At 67.0% G+C, this 24879-nt stretch carries 22 protein-coding genes; 16 read left to right on the top strand and 6 right to left on the bottom strand.

Annotation, left to right across the window (positions count from 1 at the left end; all coding sequences use genetic code 11):
- Positions 1-77: 77 nt before the first annotated feature.
- Entirely contained in the window at positions 78-3545 is a 3468-nt protein-coding gene (gene dnaE, locus AC1MB9_RS08060) for a DNA polymerase III subunit alpha (protein WP_479964603.1), read from the top strand.
- Positions 3546-3841: 296 nt separating this feature from the next.
- Here the strand turns inward: dnaE and AC1MB9_RS08055 are convergent, their stop codons facing one another.
- Both AC1MB9_RS08055 and AC1MB9_RS08050 read right to left on the bottom strand, forming a co-directional pair.
- Complete coding sequence (locus AC1MB9_RS08055) at positions 3842-4330, bottom strand: DUF6326 family protein (RefSeq protein WP_479964488.1); 489 nt, start codon at positions 4328-4330, stop codon at positions 3842-3844.
- A gap of 96 nt (positions 4331-4426) precedes the next feature.
- Positions 4427-5467 (bottom strand): NAD(P)-dependent alcohol dehydrogenase, encoded by a 1041-nt coding sequence (locus AC1MB9_RS08050; protein WP_479964487.1) that lies wholly within the window; start codon positions 5465-5467, stop codon positions 4427-4429.
- A 137-nt stretch (positions 5468-5604) separates the two neighbouring features.
- Between AC1MB9_RS08050 and AC1MB9_RS08045 the strand changes: the two genes are divergently transcribed.
- From AC1MB9_RS08045 to AC1MB9_RS08035, 3 genes are all read left to right on the top strand, one after another.
- Positions 5605-6279 (top strand): TetR/AcrR family transcriptional regulator, encoded by a 675-nt coding sequence (locus AC1MB9_RS08045; protein ID WP_479964486.1) that lies wholly within the window; start codon positions 5605-5607, stop codon positions 6277-6279.
- Between the two features lie 236 nt (positions 6280-6515).
- Positions 6516-8000 carry an HNH endonuclease signature motif containing protein gene (locus AC1MB9_RS08040; RefSeq protein WP_479964485.1) on the top strand — a complete coding sequence of 495 codons (1485 nt, stop codon included), beginning with the start codon at positions 6516-6518 and terminating at the stop codon, positions 7998-8000.
- Positions 8001-8074: 74 nt separating this feature from the next.
- Positions 8075-8839, top strand: coding sequence for a lysophospholipid acyltransferase family protein (locus AC1MB9_RS08035; RefSeq protein ID WP_479964484.1), 765 nt, complete (start codon positions 8075-8077; stop codon positions 8837-8839).
- 21 nt (positions 8840-8860) lie between these two features.
- On the opposite strand, the gene AC1MB9_RS08030 is transcribed toward AC1MB9_RS08035, so the two are convergent.
- Positions 8861-9412, bottom strand: coding sequence for a flavin reductase family protein (locus tag AC1MB9_RS08030; protein WP_479964483.1), 552 nt, complete (start codon positions 9410-9412; stop codon positions 8861-8863).
- A 70-nt stretch (positions 9413-9482) separates the two neighbouring features.
- On the opposite strand from AC1MB9_RS08030, the gene hisD reads away from it, so the two are divergent.
- Genes hisD through AC1MB9_RS08015 form a run of 3 tightly spaced genes read left to right on the top strand, consistent with a single transcriptional unit; the run spans position 9483 to position 12358 of the window.
- Positions 9483-10793, top strand: a complete 1311-nt coding sequence (hisD, locus tag AC1MB9_RS08025) for a histidinol dehydrogenase (protein WP_479964482.1) — start codon at positions 9483-9485, stop codon at positions 10791-10793.
- Positions 10794-10820: 27 nt separating this feature from the next.
- Complete coding sequence (gene nrdR / locus AC1MB9_RS08020; protein ID WP_479964481.1) at positions 10821-11315, top strand: transcriptional regulator NrdR; 495 nt, start codon at positions 10821-10823, stop codon at positions 11313-11315.
- Positions 11316-11329: 14 nt separating this feature from the next.
- Positions 11330-12358 carry a quinone-dependent dihydroorotate dehydrogenase gene (locus AC1MB9_RS08015; protein ID WP_479964480.1) on the top strand — a complete coding sequence of 343 codons (1029 nt, stop codon included), beginning with the start codon at positions 11330-11332 and terminating at the stop codon, positions 12356-12358.
- A 42-nt stretch (positions 12359-12400) separates the two neighbouring features.
- Here AC1MB9_RS08015 and AC1MB9_RS08010 read toward each other — a convergent pair whose 3' ends face one another.
- Positions 12401-13474, bottom strand: a complete 1074-nt coding sequence (locus AC1MB9_RS08010; protein ID WP_479964479.1) for an App1 family protein — start codon at positions 13472-13474, stop codon at positions 12401-12403.
- A gap of 113 nt (positions 13475-13587) precedes the next feature.
- Between AC1MB9_RS08010 and AC1MB9_RS08005 the strand changes: the two genes are divergently transcribed.
- From AC1MB9_RS08005 to AC1MB9_RS07985, 5 genes are all read left to right on the top strand, one after another.
- On the top strand, positions 13588-14238 hold the full coding sequence (locus AC1MB9_RS08005; protein ID WP_479964478.1) for a TetR/AcrR family transcriptional regulator: 651 nt from the start codon (positions 13588-13590) through the stop codon (positions 14236-14238).
- A gap of 133 nt (positions 14239-14371) precedes the next feature.
- Positions 14372-15268, top strand: a complete 897-nt coding sequence (locus tag AC1MB9_RS08000) for an ABC transporter ATP-binding protein (RefSeq protein WP_479964477.1) — start codon at positions 14372-14374, stop codon at positions 15266-15268.
- Positions 15265-15945, top strand: a complete 681-nt coding sequence (locus AC1MB9_RS07995) for an ABC transporter permease (protein ID WP_479964476.1) — start codon at positions 15265-15267, stop codon at positions 15943-15945. Before AC1MB9_RS08000 ends, AC1MB9_RS07995 begins: the two co-directional genes overlap by 4 nt.
- A complete protein-coding gene (locus AC1MB9_RS07990) occupies positions 15942-16649 on the top strand; it encodes an ABC transporter permease (RefSeq protein ID WP_479964475.1) in 708 nt (235 codons plus the stop codon). The genes AC1MB9_RS07995 and AC1MB9_RS07990 overlap by 4 nt, the downstream gene beginning before the upstream one ends.
- Positions 16650-16678: 29 nt before the next feature.
- On the top strand, positions 16679-17605 hold the full coding sequence (locus tag AC1MB9_RS07985) for an ABC transporter substrate-binding protein (RefSeq protein WP_479964474.1): 927 nt from the start codon (positions 16679-16681) through the stop codon (positions 17603-17605).
- A 73-nt stretch (positions 17606-17678) separates the two neighbouring features.
- Here AC1MB9_RS07985 and AC1MB9_RS07980 read toward each other — a convergent pair whose 3' ends face one another.
- The gene (locus AC1MB9_RS07980) at positions 17679-18629 is read right to left on the bottom strand and encodes a M56 family metallopeptidase (protein ID WP_479964473.1); all 951 of its coding nucleotides are present in this window, start codon (positions 18627-18629) and stop codon (positions 17679-17681) included.
- Positions 18630-18660: 31 nt separating this feature from the next.
- A complete protein-coding gene (locus tag AC1MB9_RS07975) occupies positions 18661-19044 on the bottom strand; it encodes a BlaI/MecI/CopY family transcriptional regulator (RefSeq protein ID WP_479964472.1) in 384 nt (127 codons plus the stop codon).
- 88 nt (positions 19045-19132) lie between these two features.
- Between AC1MB9_RS07975 and AC1MB9_RS07970 the strand changes: the two genes are divergently transcribed.
- From AC1MB9_RS07970 to cydC, 4 genes are read left to right on the top strand one after another with little or no spacing between them, the layout of a single operon-like run.
- Positions 19133-20545, top strand: a complete 1413-nt coding sequence (locus AC1MB9_RS07970) for a cytochrome ubiquinol oxidase subunit I (RefSeq protein ID WP_479964471.1) — start codon at positions 19133-19135, stop codon at positions 20543-20545.
- 17 nt (positions 20546-20562) lie between these two features.
- Positions 20563-21567 carry a cytochrome d ubiquinol oxidase subunit II gene (gene cydB, locus AC1MB9_RS07965; protein WP_479964470.1) on the top strand — a complete coding sequence of 335 codons (1005 nt, stop codon included), beginning with the start codon at positions 20563-20565 and terminating at the stop codon, positions 21565-21567.
- A gap of 6 nt (positions 21568-21573) precedes the next feature.
- On the top strand, positions 21574-23214 hold the full coding sequence (gene cydD, locus AC1MB9_RS07960; protein ID WP_479964469.1) for a thiol reductant ABC exporter subunit CydD: 1641 nt from the start codon (positions 21574-21576) through the stop codon (positions 23212-23214).
- Positions 23207-24877 (top strand): thiol reductant ABC exporter subunit CydC, encoded by a 1671-nt coding sequence (cydC, locus tag AC1MB9_RS07955; RefSeq protein WP_479964468.1) that lies wholly within the window; start codon positions 23207-23209, stop codon positions 24875-24877. Before cydD ends, cydC begins: the two co-directional genes overlap by 8 nt.
- The last annotated feature ends 2 nt before the right edge of the window (positions 24878-24879 follow it).

Raw genomic sequence — 24879 nt, 5'->3', positions numbered from 1 at the left:
GCAGATTGAGCACCGTGAGCACCTCTGAGACCGCGACGGATTCGTTCGTACACCTCCACGTACACAGCGAGTACTCGATGCTCGACGGAGCAGCCAGAGTCAAACCTCTGATCAACGCGGCCATCGAGCAGAAAATGCCCGCCGTGGCGATCACCGACCACGGAAATGTCTTCGGCGCCTTTGACTTCTGGCGCACCGCGACGGATGCCGGCATCAAGCCGATCATCGGCACCGAGGCCTACATCACCCCCGGCACGAACCGCCGGGACAAGACCCGGGTGCGGTGGGGCACCGGCGCGCAGAACCGGGACGATGTCGGCGGCAGCGGCTCGTACACGCATATGACGCTGCTCTCCGAAAGCACGGAGGGAATGCACAACCTGTTCCGGTTGTCGTCCAAGGCGAGCCTCGAGGGCTATTATTTCAAACCGCGCATGGACCGGGAACTGCTCAGCGAGTTCTCGAAGGGCCTCATCGGCACGACGGGGTGCGTCGGTGGCGAGGTGCAGACCCGCCTGCGTCTCGGACAGTACGACGAGGCGAAGAAGGCTGCCGGAGAGTTCCAGGACATCTTCGGCAAGGAGAACTTCTTCTGCGAGATCATGGACCACGGCATCGACATCGAGCGCCGCACCATGACCGACCTGTTCAAACTGGCCAAGGAACTGGACCTTCCCCTCCTGGCCACGAACGATTTGCACTACACGCACGCGCACGACGCGACCGCCCACGCCGCCCTTCTGTGCGTGCAGTCGGCATCGACCCTGGACGACCCGAATCGGTTCAAGTTCGACTCCAGCGAGTTCTACCTCAAGAGCGCCGCGCAGATGCGGCACCTGTTCCGGGACTACCCGGAGTCGTGCGACAACACGCTGCTCATCGCCGAGCGCTGCGACGTGGAATTCAACACCAAAGCCAACTACATGCCGCGCTTCCCCTGCCCGGAGGGGGAGAACGAGGAAAGCTGGTTCGTCAAGGAGAACGAGGTCGGGCTCGCCAAACGCTACCCGAACGGCATCCCGGCGGACGTGCGCAAACGTGCCGACTACGAAATCGGCATCATCATCCAGATGGGCTTCCCCGGTTATTTCCTCGTCGTGGCCGACTTCATCATGTGGTCGAAGCAGCAGGGCATCCGTGTCGGCCCCGGTCGAGGCTCCGGCGCCGGTTCGATGGTGGCCTACGCGATGGGCATCACCGACCTTGACCCCCTCGTGCACGGCCTCATCTTCGAGCGGTTCCTCAACCCCGACCGTGTCTCCATGCCGGACTTCGACGTCGACTTCGACGAGCGCCGCCGCGGCGAGGTGATCCGCTACGTCACCGACAAGTACGGCGAGGAGCGCGTCGCGCAGATCGTCACCTACGGCACCATCAAGGCCAAGCAGGCCCTCAAAGACGCCAGCCGCGTTCTCGGCTTCCCGTTCGGGATGGGCGATAAGCTCACGAAGGCCATGCCGCCGGCGATCATGGGCAAGGACGTTCCGCTCACCGGAATGTTTGACAAGGACCATGCCCGTTACCGTGAGGCCGCCGATTTCCGGGCCGTGATCGAATCCGACCCGGAGGCCCGGACCGTGTTCGACACGGCACTTGGCCTTGAAAACCTCAAGCGGCAGTGGGGTGTGCACGCGGCCGGGGTGATCATGTCGTCGGACCCGCTGATCGACATTATCCCGATCATGAAGCGCGAGGCCGACGGCCAGGTCGTCACCCAGTTCGACTACCCGGCCTCCGAAGCACTGGGCCTGATCAAGATGGACTTCCTCGGGCTTCGCAACCTGACGATCATCGATGACACCCTCGACAACATTGAGGTGAACCGCGGCCACCGCCCCGTGCTCGAGGACCTCGGCCTCGAAGACCCCGCCGCGTACGAACTGCTCGCTCGGGGCGACACGCTCGGCGTCTTCCAGCTCGACGGCGGGCCCATGCGCTCCCTGCTGCGGCTCATGAAGCCCGACAACTTCGAAGACATCTCGGCCGTCATCGCCCTGTATCGACCGGGCCCCATGGGCGCCAACTCGCACACGAACTACGCCCTGCGCAAGACCGGTCAGCAGGAGATCATTCCGATCCACGCGGAACTCGAAGAGCCCCTGTCCGACGTCATCGGCAACACGTACGGCTTGATCGTGTACCAGGAACAGGTCATGTCGATCGCCCAGAAGCTCGCGGGGTTCTCCCTCGGTGAGGCAGACCTGCTCCGCCGGGCCATGGGCAAGAAGAAGAAGTCCGAGCTGGACAAGCAGTTCGAGGGCTTCTCCCAGGGCATGAAAGACAACGGCTACTCAATGGATGCCGTCACGACGGTCTGGAACATCCTGCTGCCGTTCTCCGACTACGCCTTCAACAAGGCGCACTCCGCCGCGTACGGGGTGTTGTCATACTGGACCGCGTACCTCAAGGCCAAGTACCCCGCCGAGTACATGGCCGCGCTGCTGACCAGCGTGGGGGACTCCAGAGACAAGCTCGCGCTGTACCTCAACGAGTGCCGCCGCATGGGCATTCAGGTGCTCGCCCCCGACGTGAACGAGTCGATCGGTTTCTTCGCGGCCGTCGGCACCGACATCCGTTTCGGACTCGGCGCGGTACGCAACGTGGGCTTCAACGTCGTCGAGGCCATTCGCGCGACCCGCGAAGCCCAGGGCCGCTTCGAGTCGTTCCACGATTTTCTGCGCAAGGTGCCGCTGCCGGTGGCCAACAAGCGCACCATCGAGTCGCTCGTCAAGGCGGGGGCCTTCGACTCGCTCGGCGCCACCCGCCGCGGCATGGTCGAGATTCACGAGTCCGCGGTGGAGTCCGCGGTCAAGATCAAGCGCGAAGAGGTCAACGGCAACATCGGTTTCGACTTCGACAGCCTCTTCGACGAGCCGCAGGACACCGACCAGGTGCCCGAGCGACCCGAGTGGAGCAAGAAGGAGAAGCTCGCGTTCGAACGCGACATGCTCGGCCTGTACGTCTCCGATCACCCGCTCGCCGGTCTGGAGATCCCGCTCGCGAAGCACGCCAGTACCTCGATTGCCGACCTGATCGCGTCGGAGACCGCCGAAGACGGCGACACCGTGACGGTGGCCGGCCTGATCACGAGTGTGCAGCATCGCACAGCGAAGAAGTCCGGCAACCAGTACGGCATGATCCAGGTCGAAGACTTCGGCGGTGAGATCACCGCGATGTTCATGGGCAAGGCCTACGTGGAGTTCGCGCCCGAGCTGATCAGCGACGCGGTCGTGGTTGTGCGGGGCCGGGTGAGCATGCGCGACGACGGCATGAACCTGCACGCCTTCAGCGTCTTCCAGCCCGACCTCGGGCAGGCCTCCGACCAAAGCTCCGTGGCGATCACCGTCGCCGAGGCGCGCGCGACCACCGACACCGTGCGGTTGCTCGGTGAAATCCTGAGCCGTCATGCCGGGAACGCGGAGGTGCGCCTGAGGCTCGTGAAAGGGGACACCGCTCGAATCTTCGAGTTGCCCCACCGAGTGACCGTGAGCGCCGATCTCTTCGGCGAGCTGAAGAGCATTCTCGGACCGAACTGCCTGAGCTGACGTCGCATCGCCCCGCTATGTGCTGGGCGGTCCGGGCGGACTGGGCGTTCTCGCGATAGCATCCGTACCCTCGCGACTGACCCCGGGGGGTCTACACATGGCTGCGGAGGACGCCAGCAGGATCATCGAGACCACTCTTATCGAAGGTGAAAATCCCAGCGGTTCCCATGCGGAGCGCGGCCGGGCTCGCACCGGACCGTTCGTGAGCAGGCTCTCTGCGCATACCGCGACTGAGCTGGTCACTGTCGGCCCGGTGTCTGCGGCGGGCTTCACGCCGTAGGACTTTACACGGGTACCTACTGTCGAAGGTCCTGTCGAAGGTCAGCCCTCGCGGGACCGGCTGGAATGGCGATGGCTCGAGGCCACGTCCAGGCGGAGCGCAGGATGAAGGCCAGCAGCAGCACCTCGATTCCGATGGAGATGCCGTAGAAGGCTGCCCACTCCCGGGTCGCCCCTGCCGCGTTGAAAATCGAGTAGGGGATGAGGAGCGATGCAACGACGAGGTTCGTAGCGCGGTTCACGCGGGCGGGCAGCGTCATGGAGAGCACCACCATCAGGGCCGGGATCGACACGGACACGAGGAAAATCGTCAACAACGTCGAGCTGATGTCGAACCTCCAGATGAGGCCATTCAGGATGCCGTCGACGACGCCGGGCTTGTAGAAGTTGAAGAGGTCGACGTAGATGTAGAGGAACATGAAGCTGGTCCATGCGGCGGTGAGCTTGGCCTGCACGGGGACGGGCGGGTTGCCCCGCAGGTTCGGGGTTTTCGTTCGGATGGTCATCGGTTCTTCTTTCACGAGGTGCGGTCCGTCCGCCGGAGTGGCGGCAGGTTTGGTCGTGCAGACGCACGAGTTGAGTCGTTCTCGTCGGTCCGGTCGTCAGAGAGTGATCACGACCTTCCCTCGGGTGTGGCCGGCCGCGACGTAGCGGAGGGCGTCGGCTGCTTCATCGAGGGGGTAGGTGCGGTCGATGACGGGCGTGACCTGCCCGATCGTGAGCAGGTCGGCCAGGGTGAGCAGGTCCTGGCGCTTCTCGACCGACGCGAAGGGCCTCAACCGCTGACGGGAGAACCCGGACAGCACGCGCGCTTTGACGATCCGACCGAGGGGGCCGAGCCGGCGGCCCCCGCGTCCGCTGTTGGGGATCAGAGTGCCGGTGGGCGTCAGCGCTCGGCGGACAGCCGCCAGCGGCTGGGCTTCCACGTTGTCGAGGATGACGTCATAGCGCTTCTCGGCGCGGGTGAAGTCGGTCCTCGTGTAGTCCACGACGTGGTCGGCACCGAGTGAGCGGACCAACTCGACGTTGCGGGTGCTGCACACACCCGTCACCTCGGCGCCGAAAGTCTTGGCGATCTGTACGGCGAAGGAGCCCACGCCGCCCGACGCGCCCGTGACCAGCACCGTCTGGCCCGGTTGAACGTTTGCGATCTTGCGCAACGCCTGTAAGGCCGCCAGGGCCGACGTGGGCACCGCTGCCGCGTCCACGACCGACACGTTGGCGGGCACGGACACGAGGTTGTCCGCGGGGACGCAGGCGTACTCCGCGAGCGTTCCAGCGGTGCTCCACCCGAACACTTCGTCGCCGGGGCGGAGGGCGGTGACATCCTTCCCGACCGCTGCCACCACGCCAGCGAGATCCCTGCCGGGGATGCCGTGGCGCGGCCGGCGGAGCCCGAACACCAGGCGCACCACGTATGGCTCCCCGGTCATGACGAAGTAGTCGCCAAGATGTACCGAGGCCGCGCCCACCTGGACGAGCACATCGCCTCGACCGGGCAACGGGATCCCGACCTCGGACGACTCAAGCGCTGAGGGCGGGCCGTAGCGGTGCTGGACGGCAGCCCGCATCGTCGCCGCTCCGGCCGGACTCGCCCCCGGCACCAGGCGTGCTTCGGTATTCGATCGCTTTTTGATTCCCACAGAAGCCTCCTCACGTTCGAGCTGCGACTCTCGCTGGCTCGTACACCGTACGTCGTACACTGTACTAGTAGCGTACACTGTACGATGAAGAAGCGCTAGACGATTTTGTCAAGCCGTTCGAGTGAGCGAGGAGACCCGTGTCTGCGAGGGAACAACACCAGGACGCGTCAGACGCGGGGCTGAGCAAGCAGCGGGTGGTGGTCGAGGCGGTCCGGCTCGCCGACCGCGAGGGGGTCGACGGGCTGAGCATGCGCCGGCTGGCTGGCGCGCTCGGCGCGGGCGCGATGTCGCTCTACCACTACGTGGCGAGCAAAGATGAGTTGCTGGACGCCATGATTGACATCGTGTTCGAGGAGATCGAGCTCCCGATCAAAGAGACCGACTGGCAGTCGGCGATGCGACGGCGGGCGGTATCCGCCCGACAGGTTCTCGCACGCCACCCGTGGGCGATCGGCCTGATGGAGTCGCGGACATCGGCGGGGCCCGCGAACCTCCGCCACCACGAAGCGGTCACCGCCTGCCTGCGGAGGGCTGGCTTCCCGGTCTTGATGGCGACGCACGCCAACTGGTTGCTCGACAGCTATGTCTACGGTTTTGCCCTGCAGGCAGCCAGCCTGCCGTTCGACACCACCGACGAGTTCGCGGACATGGCCGAGGACGTCTACCTGCCCCAGCTTCCTCCTGACGAATTCCCGTACCTCAACGAGTCCGCCGCGGCGCTCGTCGCTGCCGGCTACGACCCAGCCGAGGAGTTCACCTTCGGCCTGGACCTCGTCCTAGCTGCCCTCGAGCCCCTCAGGGCCTCCGCATAGCCACGCTCATGGACCGTCGCGCGGCCGCTCTGCATCTCAGTTCCGATCCATGGCCGCCGTGCTGTCGTGGGCTCGTAGCGGCCGTGCGCCTGGAGTGCCTACCTGACCTCATCTGGATGACCAAAGCCTCGTGGTCCTGGAGAATTGACACCTGGAGGGGAATTTAAATACGAAGTTCAGAGATTCTATTCTGAGGAACTCCCGCTTTTATGTGCTAATCGGGCTAAAATGGGGGTATGTTCACGACGGTGAAGTCCGGAGCTGAGATGGTCGCCCTGCTGGCGCAGGCCGATGAACTGGTCACGGCCGCTCTGGCCGGGGTGCAGTTTGCTCTCCTCGACGACGAGGCGGCGCTGATGGTGTTGGGGGCGTTGGAGGCGGTGGGGCGTCGGGTGGACGGCGGCCGGATCGGATCGGCGGCGAATGTTGCGTGCCGGGCGGATGCGGGGTTGGGTCATGAGTCGTTGGCGTGGAAGAACGGGTGCCGGGGCAAGTTCGAGCTGATCACCGGTGTGACGCGTATTTCGAGTTCGGAGGCGAAGCGGCGGATGCGGCTCGGTGGTTTGATCGCCGGCACCGCGTCGGCGGCGAGTGGGTTGCTGGGGCAGAGCGTTCCGGTGCGGCATCCGGCCGTCGCCGACGGGCTCGCGTCCGGCCAGCTGGGGGTGGATGCGGCGGAGGTTATCGTGACGGTGCTGGAGCAGATCGGCTCCCGGGTGGCGGTGGACGATCTGGACCGGGCCGAACGGGCCCTCGTGGCGTCGGCGACCGGGGCGATCACCGCGGAGACCGAAGAGCTCCCTGGCGCGGGGATCGCGTTCAGCGCCGACCTGATCCGCGCCCAGGCCCACCAATGGGAGGCCGTGCTCGACCCGGACGGCGCCGCCCCGAGTGGCGACGAGCACGCGGCACAAAGCACGGTGGGGTTCGGGGTGCTCCGTAACGGCCTGTACCCGCTGCGCGGCGGGGTGACGCCGGACCTTCTCGGGGTGATGAATGGTGTCTTCGCCACGTTCCTCTCCGCGCACGCGGCACCCGCTTTCCCGTCGGCCGAGGACCAGGCGCGGATGGAGGCCGGGGAGCTCGTGCCGGGGGCCGAGGCGGCGGCGGATGACCGTACCGGTGGGGAAAAGCGTGCCGACATTCTCCGCGCGGTGTTCGAGAAAACCGCGCGGGACCCGAAAACACCCAGTATGGCTGGTGCGGCGCCGGTGGTGATGGTGCATGTGAACGCTCGCGACCTGAAGAGCGGCCGCGGCGTCGGATGGATCGACGGTGTCGACGCCCCGGTGAGCCTGGGCACCGTGCGGCAGCGCTTATGCAGTGGCGGGTACCAGCAGGTTGTCGTCGGTGACGACGGGCAGGTGCTGCACCTCGGGGTGAAGGAACGGTTCTTCAGCCCGGCGCAGCGTCGGGCGATCGCCGCCCGCGACGGCGGCTGCATCATGCCCGGCTGCCGGGTCGCTGCCGCGTGGTGCGAGGTACACCACGTGATCCCGTGGCAATCCCACGGCGCCACCGACGTGGAGAACGGGGTGCTCCTCTGCTGGTTTCATCACCACACCATCGACACCAACGGGTGGAACATCCGCATGACCCATGGCCGGCCCCAGCTGCGTGGCCCCGTGCTCTTCGACCCCAGCCGAACCTGGCGGCCCGCCGCCACCCACCGCGCCAACACGCCCAGCGCCGACCCACCGTGGAGCAGATCCCGGCAGTAGGCCGGGCGGCCGGGCTGGGCCGCGAAACGGATCGGCAGTGGAAACCGGCGAGCAACGACCCGTATTCTGGGATCATGAGACGGATAGAGCCCATCTACAGCACCGCGATCACGGTGGGCAGAGCGATTTTCGGTTCCCTGCGGGTGCATCCCGCACTTGAGGGCGGCCAGCACCTGCCGAGCGAAGGCGGCGCCGTTCTGGCGATCACGCACTTCGGCTACCTCGACTTCGCCCTCGTGGAATGGCAGATGTGGAAGCGCAACCGCCGTCATATCCGCTTCATGGCGAAGAAGGGGGCCTTCGACCAGCCTCTGGTGGGCAGGCTCCTGCGCGGCATGCGCCACATCTCCGTCGACATGACGGCGGGCGCCGCCGCCTATGGTGAGGCGGTAACGGCCCTGCAAGCCGGCGAAGTCCTCGGCGTGTTCCCCGAAGGGGGCGTGAACGCCTCATTCACGGTGCGTGAGCTCAAGACGGGAACGGCACGGATGGCGGCGGAGGCCGGTGTTCCGGTCATCCCGGTCGCCGTCTGGGGCGGCCACCGGCTCCTGACGAAGAACCACAAGCCCGTACTGCGGGAGCTCTTCGCCGTACCGGTGCTGTTCGCCGTGGGCGAGCCGCTCACCGTGGCGCCGAGCGACGACATTGCCGCGGCGACGCAAACCCTGCACGGCCGGCTACAGAGCCTCGTGGATGGTCTCCAGGCGCGTTACCCGGTGCCGGGAGCCTCCCGCTGGTGGCAGCCGGCGCACCTCGGAGGAACCGCGCCGACGCCGGCCGCAGCCGCCGTCGTCGAAGCCGAACGCCAGCGTCGCCGGGCCGCCGAACGCGCCAAATAACCCCGTCCCCGTACCGGGCGGCTAAACGATGGGGCCCGGCACGCGGTAGGTGCGCTCGTGGTACAGCAGCGCCTCGTCATCCGGGCCGATCCCGCCCCCCTCGATCTGAACAACGACGACGGCGCTGTTGTGCACCGACACCCGCTCGACGATGCGACCGACCATCCACGACGTGACGTCGTTGAGCACGGGCAGGCCGTACGGCCCCGCGTGCCAGTGGTCTCCGTCGAACCGGTGAGCCCGGGGGCCGGCCAACTGATCGGCCACGTGCCGTGACCGCGAACCGAGCATGTGGATGATGACGTGATCATTCTCGACGATGGCCGGCCACGTGCTCGCCGACCGGGCCATGTTGAAGGTGGCGAGCGGCGGCACGGCCGACAGGGAGGCGAGGCTCGTCGCGGTGAACCCCACCGGGGTTCCGTCGGCGGCGAGAGTGGTGACGGCCGCCACCCCCGCGGCGTGCCGACGAAAAGCATGCTTGAAGGCCGCGAGGTCGAGGGGAGCATTCGGATCTGACTCGAGCGGAGGTGTGGGAGCGTCGGAAATCCGGGACGCGGTCGTGTCATTCATTACTAACCAACAATCTGTTCACCGTCCACACTATTCCCGGCGCCAAATGTTCGCCGATAGGCTGGACACGATGATCCAGACTATTGACCTCCGCGGAACCCCGAACACACCTGCCGCCCTCCTCGCCGCGGTGCCTCGCGCACTCACCAGCGTCACCTCGGCGAGCGACATCGCCGCCGAGCTGATCGACGACGTGCGCGCCCGCGGGAGAGCGGCGTTGCTCGACCAGGCCGAACGCCTCGACCACGTACGCCCCGAACACATTCGGGTGCCCGCCTCCCACCTCACGGAGGCCCTCGCCCAACTGGACCCCGACGTACGATCCGCGGTGGAGGAAACCATCCGTCGCGTGCGTCTCGGCAGCGCCGCCCAGGTCCCCCCGGCCGTGACCACGACGATTGACGCCGGCGCGACCATCACCCAGCGGTGGCAGCCCGTTGACCGCGTCGGTCTCTACGTGCCGGCCGGGAAGGCCGTGTACCCCTCGAGCGTGGTCATGAACGTGGTTCCCGCGCAGATCGCCGGCGTCGCGTCGATTGCCCTCACCTCCCCGGCGCAGAGCCGGTTCGGCGGCCGCGTGCACCCGACCATCCTCGCCGTCGCCGCCCTCCTCGGGGTTGACGAGATCTACGCCATGGGCGGAGCCGGGGCCATCGGCGCGCTCGCCTACGGCGTTCCCGACCTCGGGCTCGAGCCCGTGCAGATCGTCACGGGACCCGGCAATGTGTACGTCGCCGCGGCCAAACGCCTCGTGCGTGGCCAGGCCGGAATCGATTCCGAGGCCGGGCCCACCGATATCCTCGTGATCGCCGACGAGGCCGCCGACCCGCTGCTCGTCGCCGCGGACCTCGTGAGCCAGGCCGAACACGACGAGCTGGCCGCCGCCGTGCTCGTGACCGATTCGGCCGCCCTGGCCGATGCCGTGTCGGCGAGACTCACTGTGCTCGCCGCCTCCACCACCCACAGCGAGCGCGTCACGGCCGCACTCACCGGCACGCAGTCGGCCATCGTGCTCGTTGATGATCTGCAGGTGGCCGCGAACTTCAGCAACGCCTTCGGGCCGGAGCACCTCGAAATTCAGACTCGGAATCCGGAATCGGTTCTGGAATCGATTCGAAACGCCGGAGCGATCTTCCTCGGCGCCCACTCGCCGGTGAGCCTCGGCGACTACTCCGCCGGGTCCAACCACGTGCTGCCAACCGGAGGACAGGCTCGGTTCTCGTCCGCGCTCGGCGCGTACACATTCCTCCGCCCGCAGCAGGTTGTCACTTACAGTCGTGAGGCGCTGCGCACCGTGGCCGACAACATCGCCGCTTTCTCGAACGCGGAGAACCTCCCGGCCCACGGCGACGCGGTCACTGCCCGCTTCGCACAGGACTGAAGGCCGGCGCGATAAGCTGGAGGCACCATGTTCTGTCCCTTCTGCCGCCACCCGGACTCCCGGGTCATCGACTCCCGCACGAGCGACGATGGACTGTCGATTCGCCGTCGCCGCCAATGCCCCGAGTGTGGACGCCGCTTCAGCACGACCGAGACGGCCAGCCTCAACATCATCAAGCGCAGCGGCGTCGTCGAACCGTTCAGCCGCGAGAAAATCGTGACCGGAGTCCGAAAGGCCTGCCAGGGCCGACCGGTGACCGACTCCGACCTCGCCATGCTCGCGCAAAAGGTCGAGGAAACGATACGGCAGACCGGCGCATCACAGATCGACGCGAACGACATCGGACTCGCCATACTCGCACCGCTCCAGGACCTGGACGAGGTCGCGTATCTGCGCTTCGCGAGTGTGTACCAGGGCTTCAGCTCCCTCGAAGACTTTGAGGGAGCCATCGCCCAGCTGCGCCGCGAACACGCGAGTGCTGCAGACAGCGCCACCGCGGCATCCGCTGCCGAACGCGCCTGAACCCGAAACGGCGCATGTACCCCCTCTTCTTCTCCCTCGTACTCAGCCGCCTCGACCCCGAACGCGCCCACCACCTCGCCTTCGCCGTGATCAAACGCCTGCCGCTCCTCGGAGCCGGCCGACTCGTGGAACGACTCACCGCCCCGCGCACCGACCTGAGCGTGCAGGCGCTCGGCCTGAACTTCCGCTCGCCCTTCGGGGTTGCCGCCGGCTTCGACAAGGACGGCGAAGCGGTGCTGGGCCTCGGCCACCTGGGGTTCGGTCACGTGGAGGTCGGAACGCTCACCGCCATTGCGCAGCCCGGAAATCCGCGGCCTCGCCTGTTCCGGCTTATTGCCGATCGTGCCGTGATCAACCGGATGGGGTTCAACAACGGGGGAGCGCAGGCGGCCGTACCGCGGCTCACCCGCATACGGCAGACGCGCGGCCGCCCCGTACTCGGCATCAACATCGGCAAGAGCCGCGTCACCGCGGTCGATGACGCAACCGAGGACTACCTCACGAGCACCCGTCTGCTGGCACCCCTTGCCGACTATCTCGTCGTCAACGTCAGCTCACCCAACACACCCGGACTGCGCGGCCTGCAGGAACTTGACCGACTCGCCCCGTTGCTCACCGCCGTCAAGTCCCATGCCGGTGCCACCCCGCTGCTCGTGAAGATCGCCCCCGACCTCAGCGACGACGAGGTGACCCGTATCTCGGAGCTCGCCGTGTCCCTTGGCCTTGACGGAATCATCGCCACGAACACGACGCTGTCACGCGCCCAGCTCGCAACGGATGCCGCGACTGTGCGCGCGGCCGGTGCCGGAGGTCTCTCCGGCGCGCCCCTCGCCGCCCGCTCACTGGCCGTTCTGCGTCTGATCCGCACGGTGGTCCCCGACAGCTTCTGCGTCATCTCCGTGGGCGGCGTCGAAACGGCCGAGCAGGTCGCCGAACGCCTCGCAGCAGGCGCCACACTCGTGCAGGGCTACACGGCGTTCCTGTACCGCGGACCGTTGTGGGCCAGGCAGATCAACCGCGGCCTGGACCGACTGCTCGCCTGACCCTCGGCCAAACCAGCTACCAGTCCAGACCGGCCGTCAGCGTCAGAGCAGCTTGAACGCGGCGAGCTGGTTCGCGAGGCTGGAACCGTCGGGTCCGTAAACCCACGGGGTGTCGGGCGTTCCCTGCACCGCGTCTTTGGACCGGCTTCCGGCCAGGACCGCCTCGCTCGGGGACAGCTGGCGAATGGCCACCGCGGCCACACTGCCCGGAAACTCGTTGAGGAATTCGGTGTAGATGGCCTCGTCGTGTTGCCCGTCGTCACCGACGAGGATCCAACGGATGTGCGGAAATTCCTGGGCCAGACGGCGCAGATTCTCGCGTTTGTGCTCGCGCCCGCTGCGGAACAGTCTGTCGTGGGTGGGGCCCCAATCGGTGAGCAGCAGCGCCCCGGCCGGGTACAGGTTGCGGGAGAGAAAACGGGTCAATGTCGGCGCCACGTTCCAGGCGCCCGTCGACAGATAGATCAGCGGTGCGCCCGGTGTGGCAGCGGCGAGGCGCTCCAGGAAAACGGCCATGCCCGGTGTCGGTACCCGAGCGTGCTCATCGAGCACAAACGTGTTCCAGGCTGCCAGGAGCGGGCGCGGAAGGGTCGTCACCATCACCGTGTCATCGACATCTGAGACGATACCGCGGTCGGTGCCCGGAGCCACAATGAACAGGGGCGCCTCCTGCACGGCGGAATCCTCGGTGTGCAGCCGTGCGACATGCCATCCGGGCAGCAGCGACACCGGTACGACCGCGTCGACGACGCCGCCGCGATCCGCGATGACCTCATGGTGGTGACCGTTGATCTCGATGACCACGGTGACCGCCTTCACGGGCACGCTCGTGAAACTGCGCCAACCGCGGATCCCGGCATCGCGTCCGTTGCTGCGCTTCTTCTTCTTGCGCGGCGCGGCGCCGGCCTTGTCGGGTTTGGCCAGGAGAACCCGGCAGAGGATGCGCACCCAGCCGGTCGATCCGTAGCCGGTGTAGGGGATGACCGTGGGGCGGTAACCTCGCCTTCGGGCGAAGCTTTCGCGGCGGTCGTGCAACCAGTCCTCGACTCGCGCCGCTCGGTGCATCATTCGAGCGGGAGTGAGCGCAATCGGCGTCTTGTCTCGGGACTCTGGCACCCCTTCAGTCTCTCACGCGTGGGGGCCGGGACCGGCGCGCTCCGTGTCGGCCCCTAAACTAGGGATGCGCCGTGCCGGGACGTAGTATGGGCACTCATGTACTAAGGGGAGTTATGTCGCAGGTCGACTTTTTGGGTGAAGCCAGCATCGCCCCGGGTGTTCAGGCACGGGCGGAACCGATACAGCAGCGCAGCGCGGCTCGCCTGTCGGGACTGCTCGACGCCGCGGCATCCGTCGTGGATGAGGTCGGATTCGACCGGATCACCACCGCGATGATCGCCGAACGTGCCGGCGCCTCCATCGGGACCGTGTACCGCTATTACCCTGATCGGGTAGCGGTTCTCAACGCCCTGCACGAACGCGCGGTCTTGCGTCTGCGCCAACGGGTCACCGAAGAACTCGGCACGAACAAGCCGGAGACCTGGTGGGATGCCGTCGACGGCGCCATCACCGCGTGCGTCGGGCTGTACCGCTCCGAGCCCGGCTTTCGCATTCTCAACTTCACCTACCGGCAGGCCCCGAGCGTCGGCGAGGACGTCGACACCGAATCTGCGTCGTTTGCCCGCCAGATGGCCGCGGCGTTCGCCAAAGAATTCGACCTGCCACACGGCCCCGAGCTCACCTTTCGGCTAGAAGTCGCCGTCGAACTGGCCGATGCGCTGCTGTCCCGCGCCTTCCAGGTGGACCCGCAGGGGGACGAGAACTTCATCGCCGAATGCCGGCGGGTGCTCCACGCCTACCTCCTGAGCTTCTACCAGGGCTGAACCGTCACACTCTGACGCGGGGGCGCCGTGACCGAGTTCTTATCCAATCGACTTTGCCTCGGGCGCCGAACAGTGGTTGGGTTGAGCAACTGGTTTGTGTCGATCCGACGCCACGCGAGGAATGAGCCACAGCATGATTGAATTTCGTTCGGTAACGAAACAGTTTCCCGATGGCACGGTCGCCGTCGAGGATTTCAGCCTCGTGCTTCCCTCACACAAGACCACCGTTCTTGTCGGTTCCTCGGGGTCGGGCAAGACGACCCTGCTGCGCATGATCAACCGGATGGTCGACCCCACGAGCGGGTCGATTGAGATCGACGGTGACAACATCGCGACGCTCGCGCCGGTGAAACTGCGCCGGAGCATCGGCTACGTCATGCAGAACTCCGGACTGCTGCCGCACCGCAAGGTCGTCGACAACGTCGCTACCGTGCCGCTGTTGCGCGGTGTGCCGCGCCGGCAGGCTCGCACCGACGCACTGGCGCTGCTCGACACGGTCGGGCTCGATCGATCGCTGGCCGACCGTTACCCGAGCCAACTCTCCGGCGGGCAGCAGCAACGCGTCGGAGTGGCGCGCGGCCTCGCCGTGAACCCCAACATCCTGCTGATGGATGAGCCCTTCGGCGCCGTGGACCCCATCGTGCGCGCCGAACTGCAGCAGGAGCTGTTGCGCCTGCAACGGGAGCTGGATAAGACCGTCGTGTTCGTGACCCACGACATCGACGAGGCCTTCCTGCTCGGCGACCAGGTGGTGATCCTCCGCACCGGCGGTCTTATCGCCCAGGTGGGATCGCCCGCCGAGATCCTGGCGAACCCCGCCGACGATTTTGTGGCCAGTTTCGTGGGCGCGGACCGCGGAAAGCGGGTGCTGCACCTGGAGGCCCGCACGCACGGCGACGTCCTCGTCGACGGTGACGGCCGACTGGCCGGCGTGTTGGCGGGTGGATCGCGCGCGGACGCGGCCCCTGAGGAAAAGGCCGGTCCCGTCGCGGGACCGGGTGCCCCGGCGCAGGGTGGGGATCCCCGGTGACCTGGATCTGGTCGAACCTGGACCTCATCTGGGATCGCACGCTCGATCACGTGCTGGTGAGCGTTCCCCCCATCATCCTGAGCTTTCTCATCGCGGTGCCGCTGGGCTGGGTCGCACACCGCTTCCGCGTGGGCCGCGGCCTCATCCTGTCCAGCGTCGGGTTGCTCTACGCCGTGCCGTCGTTCCCGCTGTTCGTCGTGCTCCCGTTCATCGTGGGAACGAGCGGGCGATCGCCCCTCAACCTGATCATCGCGTTGACACTGTATGGAGTCGCTCTCATGGTGCGCGTTGTCGCGGACGGCCTCGCCTCCGTCGACCGGGACGTGCGCCAGTCCGCCACAGCCGTGGGTTTCTCGGAGCGCAGTCAATTCTGGCGCGTTGAGCTTCCGCTCGCGGGACCCGTGCTGTTGGCCGGCCTGCGCGTCGTCGCCGTGAGCACGGTGAGCCTCACTACGGTCGGCGCCGTCATCGGCGCCCAGAGTCTCGGCAGTCTGTTCACCGACGGGTTCCAGCGCGGAATCCAGGCCGAGATCATCGCGGGGATCGTCGCAACGGTCGTGCTGGCCCTGCTCTTCGACGGGGCCCTGGTACTCCTCGGGCGCCTGCTCATGCCCTGGACCCGGGCCGCCCAGGCCACCGGGCGAGCCACCCGCACCGCGGTGGAGGCGACGGCATGACCTTCTTCATCGAGGCTATGGCCTGGCTCGCCGACCCGGCCAACTACGTCGGCCCCAATGCCATCGGCCTGCGAGTTCTGGAGCACCTCGGGTTCACGTTGCTTACCCTGTTCTTCGCCTCCGTGGTGGCCGTGCCCATCGGTTTCCTGATCGGACACACCGGACGGGGGCGCGGCCTGGCCGTCGGGTCCTCCGGCGCACTCCGAGCCATCCCCACCCTGGGACTCCTCACCCTGGTGGCCCTGTCTGTGGGCATCGGCCTGACCGCACCGTACGTTGCGCTCACCGTGCTGGCGATCCCGCCCATTCTCGCGGGCGCCTACACCGGCTTCGAAGCGATTGACCGTAAGACGATTGACGCGGCCAGGGCCGTCGGCATGTCAGAGGGTCAGATTGTGCGCAAGGTCGAGGTGCCCCTCGGCCTTCCCCTGCTGATCGGCGGACTGCGGTCGGCGACACTGCAGATCGTCGCCACGGCCACCCTTGCCGCCTACGTGGCCGACTTCGGCCTTGGCCGATACCTGTTCGCGGGGTTGAAAACTCGCGACTATGCCGAGATGCTGGGCGGGTCCATTGTCGTGATCCTGCTCGCGCTGGCGCTCGAAGGTATTTTCACGGTGCTACAAAAACTGGTTGTTCCCCGCGGTGTTGCGGCGGGACGCCCCACAGACATCCGGGCCAGATCCCCCCGACTGGCTCGGTGATGGAATTCGCCATCATGGAAGGAAAACGCATGTTCACAGCACAAAAAGGCCGACTCGCGCTCATCAGTGTGGTCGCGGTTGGGGCCGTCGTAGCCCTTGCAGGGTGCGCGTCCGGTGATCCCCTGGGCAGTGGAGGTAGCGACACCACCGCTGCAGACACCCTGGTCGTCGGTTCGCAGGACTACTACTCGAACGAAATCATCGCGGAGATCTACGCGCAGGCGCTGGAGGCCAACGACTTCACCGTCGACCGTTCCTTCCGCATCGGCCAGCGTGAGGTTTACCTGCCCGAACTCGAGGCGGGCGGCGTCGATGTCTTCCCCGAGTACACCGGCAGCCTGCTGCAGGCGCTCGACGCGAACGCCGCCGGCGGTACGAGCGACGAGATCTACACCGCGCTCGAGTCGGCGCTGCCCGCAGGCCTCCGCGTGCTCGACAAGGCGGATGCCTCCGACCAGAACTCCTGGACGGTAACCCAGGCCTTCGCCGAGAAATACAACCTCACCGACATCGCATCGCTGACGAACGTCACCGAGCCGATCACGGTCGGCGGCAACTCGGAGCTGCAGACCCGGCCATACGGTCCCGACGAGCTCAAGGCGAAGTACGGCATCGAGACGGCGGGCTTCGTCCCCATTGAAGACGGCGGCGGACCGCTCACCGTGAAGGCGCTCGTCGACGGCGATATTCAGCTGACCAACATTTACACGGCAAGCCCGAACATCAAGTCGGACAACCTCGTGGCACTGAGCGACCCCGACGGCCTGTTCTTCGCCGACAACGTGGTTCCCGTCGTGTCGGAGAAGGTCAACGACACGGCCGCCGAGGTGCTCAACACGGTCAGTGCGGCCCTCACCGCCGACGACCTGGCCAGCCTCAACTCCGAGAGCAAGAACGACCAGAAGTCCGCCGAAGACATCGCGGCGGCCTGGCTCGAGCAGGCAAACCTCTTCTAGCCGAACCGTTCCATCCGAAAGCCCTCACACCGGCCCGACGCGCCGAGGTGAGGGCTTTTGCGTGCGTGCGGGACTACGCGCGAAGCAGCACCATGGCCGGAGCGAGGGCGAGCGTGATGGCGGTCGTGATGGCGGCCACGGCGGCGACCCGTGACAGCGGGATGGCCGCCGTCATGAGCCGATGAACCCGCGGGGCGACGAGCGCGTGCTCGGGTGAGGACATCCACACCTCGCCGGACGCGGTATCGGGTGACGCCGCCGGCACATCCGCCTGCTGCCCCAGGCCCACGAGCGCAATGGCGGTGGCGAGCGTGCGGTCGTCGACGACCCGTCGGGCCCGATCGTCGGCGAGCATTTCCACGAGGAGAGCCACCGCATGCTCGGCGCGGTTGGCGATCGGAAACCACGGCAGCGCGCTGTGCCACGATTTGAAGGCGAGGAGCACGAGATGGTGCTGCTGGCGCAGGTGGGCCTGCTCGTGTTCGATCACGCCCCGGAGCTGATCGGCGCTCAACAGGCGCAGCAACCCCTTGGACAGCACGGTCGCGGAGCGGGCCGCGCCCGGCAGGCAATAGGCGACCGGGGCCTCGTAATCGATCACGCGCATGCCCGGTCGGTCGGGGAGCGGATCACTCAGCAGGGCGATCAGGTGCAGATGTCGGCGGCGCTGGCGCTCGGCGCGCAGGAACGTCGCGGCCAGGTTGAGGAGCAGATGGGTGCCGAGCAGAAGCGCGCCGCACAGGGCGAGCACGTGGGCGAAAATCACGCCGGCCCCCAGCGTGCCCGCCAGGATTGCGGCGGAGAGGGCGCGGACCCCGTCGGCCACGCCGGTGCCGAACGGACTCAATCCGTAGCAGAGCAGGGCGCCGATCATCGATACGCCTCCGGCCAGGGCGATGCCCTGCCAGAGAGCGAGGGCGACGCCGGGGGAGCGGGCCGGCCAGCGAGCGGCCGCCAGAAGCAGGGGGACCGGCCCGGCCAGGGCGACGGCGAGCGTGCCGAGTACTAGTGCGGAAACCAGCATGGGAGCGGGGCCGCCCGGAACAGCGGGACGGTCACCGTTTCGTGGCTGTGACGGAGCCGAGCAGCTCCCGGAGGGTGTCGGCTTCCTGGGAGGTGACATTCCCGATGAATCGGGCGAGGGCCTCGTCGCGGTCGGGCACGGAGCCGAGGACCTGGTGCATGAGCTGTGCCGTGTGCTCGGCCCGCGTCGTCACGCAGGTGTACAGGTGCGGACGGGTTCCTCGATCCCGGCTGACGAAACCCTTGGCCTCCAAGCGGGACAACACGGTGAGAATCGTGGTCGCGGCGAGGGGCTTGGGGCTGGCATCATGACGCGGTTCGATGAGTCGATCCCGCAACTCGGTGGCGGTGAGCGCCTGTTCCGTGTCCCAGAGAACGTCCATGATCAATCTTTCGAGTACACCCAAACTTCCCATGTCTCAATCCTAGGCCGCGCCACGGTATTTTCTACGCTCCGTAGAAGGTATTATTTCTACAGGACGTAGAGGCAATGCTGGAGGGCATATGAATGAGTGGCTTGACCCCCTGATTCTTTCGCGGTGGCAATTCGGTCTGACGACCGTGTACCACTTTCTTTTTGTGCCCCTCACCATCGGCATGGCCCTCACGGTGGCCATCTTCCAGACGGCCTGGGTGCGAACGGACAAGGCCAAGTACCTGCAGCTCACGCACTTCTTCGGCAAGATCTTTCTGATCAACTTCGCGATGGGCGTCGTCACCGGCATCGTGCAGGAGTTCCAGTTCGGCATGAACTGGTCAGACTATTCACGCTTCGTCGGCGATGTCTTCGGTGCCCCGCTCGCCTTCGAGGGGATCCTGGCATTCTTCCTGGAAGCCACGTTCATCGGCCTGTGGATCTTCGGCTGGGACAAACTGCCGAAAAAACTGCACCTCGCCACGATCTGGATGACCGTCATCGGCAGCATCACCTCCGCGTATTTCATCCTCGCCGCCAACGCTTTCATGCAGAACCCGATCGCATACACCATCAACCCGGAGAAGGGCCGCGCCGAACTGACCAGCATCGGCGAACTGCTCACCAATCCGATCGCACTCGCTGCCTTCCCGCACACCATCTTTGCGTGCTTCATGGTGTCGGCGGGGCTGATCATTTCGGTGGCCGCCTGGCACCTGGCACGCAACCAGCACTTCGAGACCATGCGTCCCGCGCTCAAGTTCGGCATGTGGATGATGATCATCGCCGGCATCGGCACCACCCTCGCCGGCGATCAACTCAGCCTCGTGATGGGCGAGGTACAGCCCATGAAAATGGCCGCGGCCGAGGCGCTGTACCACACGGCCACGGGCGCCAACGCATCCTTCTCGCTCTTCACACTCGGCACCCCCGACGGCGTGCACGAGTTGTTCTCCATCCGGATCCCGTACCTGCTGTCCTTCCTCTCGACGCACACCTTCGACGGCACCGTTGAAGGCATCAACAACCTGCAGGCGCAGTACGTTGCCACATACGGTCCGGGGGATTACACGCCCACGATTTGGATCACCTACTGGGCGTTCCGTTGGATGATCGCTCTCGGACTCCTGCACATGCTCGTCGCCGTCGTCGGACTGTTCCTCACCCGCAAGGGTCGGATGCCCACGCAGAAGTGGGTGTGGAAACTGGCCATCTGGAGCTTCCCCGCCTCGTTGCTCGCGATGACGGTCGGCTGGGTCTTCACGGAGATGGGACGCCAACCGTGGCTCGTCTTCGGACTGTTGAAGACGCAGGACGGGGTCTCGCCCGGGGTCACCGGAGTGGAGATTCTCATCTCGCTGATCGCCTTCACCGTGCTGTACGGCATTCTCGCTGTCGTCGAATTCCGGTTGATCCTGCGGGCCGTGCAGAAGGGGCCGGACGACGCGCCGGAACTCGATGAACAATCCGGCGGCGTCAAGCACGCGGTCACGGTCTACTAGGGCAAGGGGAGCACACCATGGATCTCAATATTCTCTGGTTCTGGATCATCGCGTTCATGTTCATCGGATACTTCGTCCTCGACGGATTCGACTTCGGAGTGGGCATGTCCCTGCCGCTCCTCGGCAAAGACGACACAGATCGGCGAGTGCTGATCAACACGATCGGTCCGGTCTGGGACCTCAACGAAACCTGGGTCATCGTCGCCGGCGCTTCGCTCTTTGCGGCCTTCCCCGAGTGGTACGCCACGATGTTCAGCGGCTTCTACCTGCCGCTGCTGTTGATCCTTCTCGCCCTGATCGTGCGCGGCGTGTCCTTCGAATACCGGCACCAGCGACCCGAGTCCGAGTGGAAGCGGTGGTTCGACGGCATGATCATCGTCGGCTCCGCCGTCCCGGCGCTGCTGTGGGGCGTGGCGTTCGCCAACGTCGTGCGCGGTGTGCCGCTCGACGCCGACTTCAACTACACCGGAACCGTCCTCGACCTGCTCAATCCCTACGCCCTCCTCGGAGGTCTGACGACGCTGCTCCTGTTCTTCACCCACGGCGTCATCTTCGTGACGCTGAAAACCGAGGGCGACATCCGTCGTCGTGCCCAGAAACTCGCCACGCGCGCCGGGCTCGCCACGATCGTCGTCGCCGCCGCGTTCCTCGGCTGGACCACGTTCGGTTTCGGCACGCCGACCTCCGGCCTGTTCGCGGCCGCCGCGGCCCTGACCCTGATCGTCTCCGTCGTTGCCAACCTGCTCGGCTCCGAACGCTGGGCCTTCGGCCTGATGGCCGCGACGATCGGCCTCGCCGTGCTCACGCTCTTCGCCTCGCTCTTCCCCTTCGTGATGCCGGCGAGCAACGATCCAGCCAACAGCCTCACCATCGCCAACGCATCATCATCGCCGTACACGCTCCAGGTGATGAGCTGGACGGCCCTGATCGGGATGCCGTTCATCCTCGGGTACCAGGCCTTCACCTACTGGGTGTTTCGCAAGCGAATCGCTCGTTCTCACATCGAGTCCGCCGTACACTGAAGCCTCGTGCGACCACTCGATCCCCGACTCCTGCGCTACGCGACCGCCGCGCGCTGGTTTCTGGTCATCGGCGCCGTGCTGGGACTGGCGCAGACCCTGGTCGTGGTCGCCGTCGCCTGGCTGCTGACCCGCACGATCACCCTCGCGATCGCCGGGACGCCGCTGAACGAGCTCACACCCACCATCGCCGCCCTCACCGCCGTCGTCGTGGCGCGCGCCGGTTTGATCTGGCTGCTCGAGGTTGCCGCGAGCCGCGGCGCCGCCCTGGTCAAGACCCAACTGCGAGCCCGGGTGCTGGACCGGCTCGCCGAGTACGGCCCCGACTGGGCCGCCGGTCACCAGGGAGCACGGCTCACGACCACGGTCACAACGGGACTGGACTACCTCGACAACTACTTCTCTCGCTACCTGCCGCAGCTGTTGCTGACCGCGATCGCCACGCCCATCCTCGTCGTCGTCATATTCCTGAACGACGTCGCGAGCGGAATCACGGTGCTGATCGTGCTGCCGCTCATCCCGGTGTTCATGGTGCTGATCGGCCGGGCGACCGAGGGCGTTCAACAACAGCAATGGCACGCCCTGCAACGCCTGGGCACCGGCTTTCTCGACCTGGTGGCCGGGCTCGGAACGTTGAAGATCTTCGGGCGTGCGGCACGCCAGAGCACCAGGATCCGCGACATCACCGAGGAGTACCGTGCGCGCACCATGAAGGTGCTGCGGGTGTCGTTCCTCAGCAGCTTCGTGCTCGAGCTCGCGGCGAGCCTGTCCGTAGCCCTCATCGCCGTGTCGATCGGGCTGCGACTGGTCGACGGGTCCCTCGCCCTCTCCGTGGGCCTGTTCGTGCTCCTTCTGGCGTCGGAGGCGTTCCTGCCGGTGCAGCGGGTCGGCGCCCAGTTTCACGCGGCCGCCGACGGCCTCGCCGCCGCCGAAGACGTCTTCGCGATCTTGCAGGACGGTGCGACGCACACCGTGCCGCACATGACGGATGCCTCCGGACCGTACCGGCGCCCGTTCGGCTCGCTGCACCTCGACGCGGTCACCGTTCGTCGGGGCGGTCCGGCCGTCATCGAGCGGTTGGACGCCGACTTCGGTGTGGGGGACATCACCGTGCTGGGCGGCCCCAGCGGAGTGGGAAAATCCACCCTCGTCGCCGCGCTCCTCGGATTCGTTCCCTACGAGGGTGCCATCTCGCTCGGCGGACGGCCCCTGCACGCCGCCGGCGACCGATCCTGGCTGGCCTGGTGCGGTCAGCGCCCGGGGCTGCTGCGCGGGACGGTGCGCCACAACGTGGCGCTCGGCGAAGACGCGGTGGATGCCGGACTGCTCACGCAGGCACTGGCCTGGGCCGGGGCGGGGGAGCTCGACCCCGACACTCTGCTCGGTGCCAACGGAGACGGGCTCTCGGGAGGTCAGGCACACCGGGTCGCGGCCGCGCGCGCCATCTATCGCGCGCAGGCACATGACTGCCCCGTCGTCGTCTTCGACGAGCCCAGTTCGGCGCTTGACGGCGCAACAGAACGAGACCTGCTGCAGGGACTGCGCCGGCTCGCGGACCAGGGCCGGGTCGTCATCATCGTCAGTCACCGGACCGCCGTCATCGCGGCATCCAGCCGGGTCGTTCTCCTCAGGGACAGCGCCCATGTCTAGGTCCGCCAGTCGCTCCGCCACCCGTGCGGTCCTCCGCCTGGCGCAACCGCATGCCCGGCGTTTTCTGCCCGGCCTCGCCGCCGGCGTGCTGAGCGCCGTCTGCGCCGTCGCACTGCTCGCCGTGTCGGCATGGCTCATCACCCGGGCCGCCGAGATGCCGCCGATCCTGTACCTGTCCATGGCCGTCGTCGGTGTGCGCGCGTTCGCGCTCGGACGGTCCGTCTTCCGCTACCTTGAACGGGTCGCCAGTCACGACGCCGCCTTCGGCCAGCTCGCCGAGCTGCGCACCGGGATCTTCGCGACCCTGCTGCCGCTCGCGCCGGCCGGGCTGGCCCAAACGCGGCGCGGCGATCTGCTCAGCCGCCTCGTGCGTGACGTGGACGCCCAGCAGGACCTTCCGCTGCGTGTGGTGCAGCCGCTCGTGGTCGCCGGGATCACCGCGGCGCTGAGCGTGCTGGGCGTATGGCTGCTGTTGCCGCCGGCCGGCCTGGCGCTCCTCGTGTGCCTCATCGTCGCCGGCGTGCTCGGAACCCTCGTCGCCGGGGCGCTCGCGGCACGGTCCGAACGCGCTCTGGCGCCCCTGCGCGGGGCCCTCGCCGACGAGGTGCTCGAGATCCTCGACAACCTCGATGTGCTCACCGCCTTCGGTGCCCTCGACGCCCACCTCGAATCCTTTGCACGCGCGGATGACGCGCTGCGCCACGCGAGCCTGCGCACCGCCCTCGGCGCGGGCGTGCAATCGGCGGTCGTGTCCCTGTGCGCCGGCGCCGCCACGATCGCGGCCCTGCTTTGGGGCATCCCCGCCCTCGGCGGCGGCGCGGCGCTGACCGGCCCCGGCTTCGTCGTGATTGTGCTCGTGCCCCTCGCCGTGTTCGAGGTCTTCGCCATGATCCCGCTCGCGGTCGGCGCGTGGCGCCAGGTGCGCTCGAGCGCCGAGCGAGTGGCAACCGTCGTTCCCCGGGACGTTTCGCCCGAGATTCCGGTCGACGCCGCGTCGCCGCTGAGCCTGGATACGACCACACCGGTGGTGTTGGAGCTGGAGAACCTCGGCGCCGGATGGCCCGGCGGCCGGGAGCCCGCGGTGAGCGGGGTCACGCTCCGGCTCGCGCCGGGGGATCGGGTGCATCTCGGCGGAGCCAGCGGCGCGGGCAAGACCACCGTGGCCAACGCGCTCGTCCGCTTCCTCGACTACACGGGGTCATACCGTCTCGGCGGGATCGAGGCGCGGGAGCTGGCTCAGGAGCAGGTGCGCCGCGTGGTGGGGTTGTGCGAGCAACGTCCGTGGCTCTTCGACGACAGCATCCGTCAGAACCTTCTGTTTGCCCGCGACACCGCGAGCGACGACGAGCTGGAGACGATGCTCGAACGGGTCGGACTGCGGGGCTGGGCGGCCGAGCGGGGTGGGCTCGATGCTCGGGTCGGGGAGCGCGGTGCACTCGTGTCCGGGGGGCAGGCTCAACGCCTCGCCCTCGCCCGGGCGCTGCTGGCCGACTTTCCGATTCTCATCGTGGACGAACCGACGGCCAACGTCGACGCCGAACAGGGCGACCGGCTCGTGCGCGACATTCTGACCGCCGCGGCCGCCGATCACCGTGCCGTACTGCTGATCTCGCACACACCGGTGCCGGCCGACCTGATCACCGGCCGGGTGCTGCTCGGGTGAGG

The sequence above is a fragment of the Cryobacterium sp. AP27 genome, from assembly GCF_056680495.1.
The sequence above is the reverse complement of the archived record's forward strand: the minus strand, read 5'-3'. Positions and strand labels throughout refer to the sequence as shown.

Bases quoted from the DNA above. Each gene is read 5' to 3' on its own strand.
- dnaE (WP_479964603.1), top strand. From the start codon at position 78: ATGCTCGACGGAGCAGCCAGAGTCAAACCTCTGATCAACGCGGCCATC.
- AC1MB9_RS08055 (WP_479964488.1), bottom strand. From the start codon at position 4,330: ATGACCATCCGAACGAAAACCCCGAACCTGCGGGGCAACCCGCCCGTC.
- AC1MB9_RS08040 (WP_479964485.1), top strand. From the start codon at position 6,516: ATGTTCACGACGGTGAAGTCCGGAGCTGAGATGGTCGCCCTGCTGGCG.
- AC1MB9_RS08035 (WP_479964484.1), top strand. From the start codon at position 8,075: ATGAGACGGATAGAGCCCATCTACAGCACCGCGATCACGGTGGGCAGA.
- AC1MB9_RS08030 (WP_479964483.1), bottom strand. From the start codon at position 9,412: ATGAATGACACGACCGCGTCCCGGATTTCCGACGCTCCCACACCTCCG.
- hisD (WP_479964482.1), top strand. From the start codon at position 9,483: ATGATCCAGACTATTGACCTCCGCGGAACCCCGAACACACCTGCCGCC.
- nrdR (WP_479964481.1), top strand. From the start codon at position 10,821: ATGTTCTGTCCCTTCTGCCGCCACCCGGACTCCCGGGTCATCGACTCC.
- AC1MB9_RS08015 (WP_479964480.1), top strand. From the start codon at position 11,330: ATGTACCCCCTCTTCTTCTCCCTCGTACTCAGCCGCCTCGACCCCGAA.
- AC1MB9_RS08005 (WP_479964478.1), top strand. From the start codon at position 13,588: ATGTCGCAGGTCGACTTTTTGGGTGAAGCCAGCATCGCCCCGGGTGTT.
- AC1MB9_RS08000 (WP_479964477.1), top strand. From the start codon at position 14,372: ATGATTGAATTTCGTTCGGTAACGAAACAGTTTCCCGATGGCACGGTC.
- AC1MB9_RS07990 (WP_479964475.1), top strand. From the start codon at position 15,942: ATGACCTTCTTCATCGAGGCTATGGCCTGGCTCGCCGACCCGGCCAAC.
- AC1MB9_RS07985 (WP_479964474.1), top strand. From the start codon at position 16,679: ATGTTCACAGCACAAAAAGGCCGACTCGCGCTCATCAGTGTGGTCGCG.
- AC1MB9_RS07980 (WP_479964473.1), bottom strand. From the start codon at position 18,629: ATGCTGGTTTCCGCACTAGTACTCGGCACGCTCGCCGTCGCCCTGGCC.
- AC1MB9_RS07975 (WP_479964472.1), bottom strand. From the start codon at position 19,044: ATGGGAAGTTTGGGTGTACTCGAAAGATTGATCATGGACGTTCTCTGG.
- AC1MB9_RS07970 (WP_479964471.1), top strand. From the start codon at position 19,133: ATGAATGAGTGGCTTGACCCCCTGATTCTTTCGCGGTGGCAATTCGGT.
- cydB (WP_479964470.1), top strand. From the start codon at position 20,563: ATGGATCTCAATATTCTCTGGTTCTGGATCATCGCGTTCATGTTCATC.
- cydC (WP_479964468.1), top strand. From the start codon at position 23,207: ATGTCTAGGTCCGCCAGTCGCTCCGCCACCCGTGCGGTCCTCCGCCTG.